Annotated in this window: 3 protein-coding genes; all 3 read left to right on the top strand. The window is 66.6% G+C overall.

Features of this window, described 5'->3' with window-relative positions:
• Nucleotides 1-85 precede the first annotated feature (85 nt).
• Genes tnpA through tnpC form a run of 3 tightly spaced genes read left to right on the top strand, consistent with a single transcriptional unit; the run spans nucleotide 86 to nucleotide 2,505 of the window.
• Nucleotides 86-463 (top strand): IS66-like element accessory protein TnpA, encoded by a 378-nt coding sequence (tnpA, locus tag OPU69_RS19855; RefSeq protein WP_072678280.1) that lies wholly within the window; start codon nucleotides 86-88, stop codon nucleotides 461-463.
• Complete coding sequence (gene tnpB, locus OPU69_RS19850; RefSeq protein WP_240506054.1) at nucleotides 460-801, top strand: IS66 family insertion sequence element accessory protein TnpB; 342 nt, start codon at nucleotides 460-462, stop codon at nucleotides 799-801. Before tnpA ends, tnpB begins: the two co-directional genes overlap by 4 nt.
• 60 nt (nucleotides 802-861) lie before the next feature.
• Complete coding sequence (tnpC, locus tag OPU69_RS19845) at nucleotides 862-2,505, top strand: IS66 family transposase (RefSeq protein ID WP_086740883.1); 1,644 nt, start codon at nucleotides 862-864, stop codon at nucleotides 2,503-2,505.
• Nucleotides 2,506-2,554 lie beyond the last annotated feature (49 nt).

The raw sequence follows: 2,554 nt of genomic DNA, 5'->3' as shown, positions 1-2,554 counted from the left end.
GTATCCATCCGGCGGGGGCCGCCTTGTCTGGGTAGGTATTGAGCGCTCTTTAGCGTGCTCTTGTGAGCGCGCTTAGGAGTGGTCGATGGGTCAGGTGACGGTGTTTTCGGGGCCAGAGCGGCGCCGACGGTGGAGCGAGGAAGAGCGGCTGCGGATCCTGTCCGAGGCTTTCGCGCCGAGCGCCTGCGTTGCCGAGGTGTGCCGACGGCACGATATTTCATCGGCGCTGATCTACACGTGGCGGCGCAAGCTGCGCGAGGCAGATGCGGCGCAGGAGGCCAGCGCGGCCGAGGCGTTGCCAGCGCCGGTGTTTGCCGAAGCTGTGCTGGACGAGGATGCGGTGGCAGTCAGCGCTGCCGAGCACCCCGCGATGATCATCGACCTGCCACGCGGGAAGCGGCTGAGCATTTATCCCGCGGCGTCGCCAGCGCTGGTTGCGGCTGCCCTGAAGGCGCTGCGGTGATCCCTCCCGGCGCCCGTGTGTGGATCGCGCTCGGCCACACGGATATGAGGAAGGGCATGCAGGGCCTGGCGCTGCTGGTCCAGCAAGGGCTCAAGCGTAATCCGCATTGCGGCGATCTGTTCGTATTCCGCGGCCGCGCAGGCTCGCTGGTCAAGATCATCTGGCACGACGGGATCGGCATGTCGCTTTACGCCAAGCGGCTCGAGAAGGGGCGGTTCATATGGCCTGCAGCGAGTGAGGGAACGGTGTCGCTGACCCCCTCGCAGCTGGCCTGCCTGCTGGAGGGGATCGACTGGCGCAACCCGCAGTATACGTGGCGGCCGCAGAGCGCAGGATAACCGGCAGATGCGGGCATTTTGGCCTTGCAGCAGAGGGTGGATGATGATTCACTCTCCTCCATGGAAGCCGTCATTTCGCCCCTTCCGGACGATGTCGAAGCGCTCAAGGCGCTGCTGGTTTCCGCGCTCCAGAAGGCTGACGAAGCAGAGGCCAAGCTCGCCAACGCCCATGCCCGCGAGAGCGCCATCGAGGCGCTGATCGCGCACCTCAAGCTGCAGATCGCCAAGTTGAAGCGCGAGCAGTATGGCCCCAGCGCCGAGCGTAGCCGCCGCCTGCTCGACCAGATGGAGCTGCAACTCGAAGAGCTCGAGGCTGACGCGGCCGAAGACGACCTGATCGCCGAGGCGGCGGCGGCTAAGACCACCACGGTCACCGCCTTCGAGCGCAAGCGGCCCGCAAGGAAGCCGTTCCCCGAGCACCTGCCGCGCGAGCGTGTCGTGGTGCCTGCGCCCTGTTCCTGCCCGGCCTGCGGCGGCGGTCGGCTCTCCAAGCTTGGCGAGGACGTCACCGAGACGCTCGAGGTGATCCCGCGCTCGTGGAAGGTGATCCAGACGGTGCGCGAGAAGTTTGCGTGCCGGGACTGCGAGAAGATCGCGCAGGCGCCGGCACCGTTCCACGTGGTTCCGCGCGGGTGGGCGGGCCCCAGCTTCCTCGCCATGCTCCTGTTCGAGAAGTATGGGCAGCATCAGCCCCTCAACCGTCAGGCCGAGCGGTTCGCCCGCGAAGGCGTGCCGCTCAGCCTCTCGACCCTTGCCGATCAGGTTGGCGCTGCGGCGCACGCGCTGATGCCGATCTACAAGCTCATCGAGGCGCACGTTCTCGCCGCAACCCGGATCCACGGCGACGATACGACGGTGCCGGTCATGGCCAGAGGCAAGACCGATACGGCCCGATTATGGGTCTACGTCCGCGATGATCGCCCCTTTGCTGGGGCCGATCCACCCGCCGCTCTGTTCCACTACTCGCGCGACCGGCGCGGCGAGCACCCGCAAGCTCATCTCGCGCCATGGTCCGGCATCCTGCAGGCCGATGCCTATAGCGGCTACAACGAGCTCTACCGCGAAGGACGCAACCCCGGTCCCGTGCTCGAGGCGGGCTGCTTTGCCCATGCCAGGCGCAAGTTCTTCGAGCTCGCCGATGTCGTCAGCTCGGCCCGCAAGAAGAGCCGCGGCCAGCGCAGCAGCATGGTCTATCCGATCGCGCTGGAAGCCGTGCAACGTCTCGATGCCCTGTTCGACATCGAGCGCGGCATCAACGGCAAGAGCCCCGCCGAGCGGCTTGCCACCCGCCAGGAACTCAGCGCGCAGCTGATGGCCGACCTGCACGCTTGGCTCACCGAGCAGGTCGCCAAGCTGTCGCGCGGCCATGATCTGACCAAGGCCTGCCTCTACATGCTGAAGCGCTGGGATGCGTTCACCCGGTTCCTCGACAATGGGCGCATCTGCTTGACGAACAACGCTGCCGAACGCGCCCTTCGCTGCATCCCGCTCGGTCGCAAGGCATGGCTGTTCTGCGGATCTGATCGCGGCGGCCAGCGTGCCGCCATCATCTACACCCTGATCCAGACCGCGAAGCTCAACGATGTCGATCCGCAGGCTTGGCTCGCCGATGTCTTCGCCCGCATTGCGGACCACCCCGCCACCCGGCTCGATCAGTTGCTGCCTTGGAACTGGGCGCCGCTCCCCGACGCAATCGCCGCCTAAACCCGGCTACGCGCCGGCCAGCATCATGCGGCCTTCACCGGATGGATAC

Source organism: Blastomonas sp. 34TW, from assembly GCF_059803595.1.
Note: the sequence above shows the minus strand (reverse complement) of the source record. Positions and strands in the feature narration are given on the sequence as shown.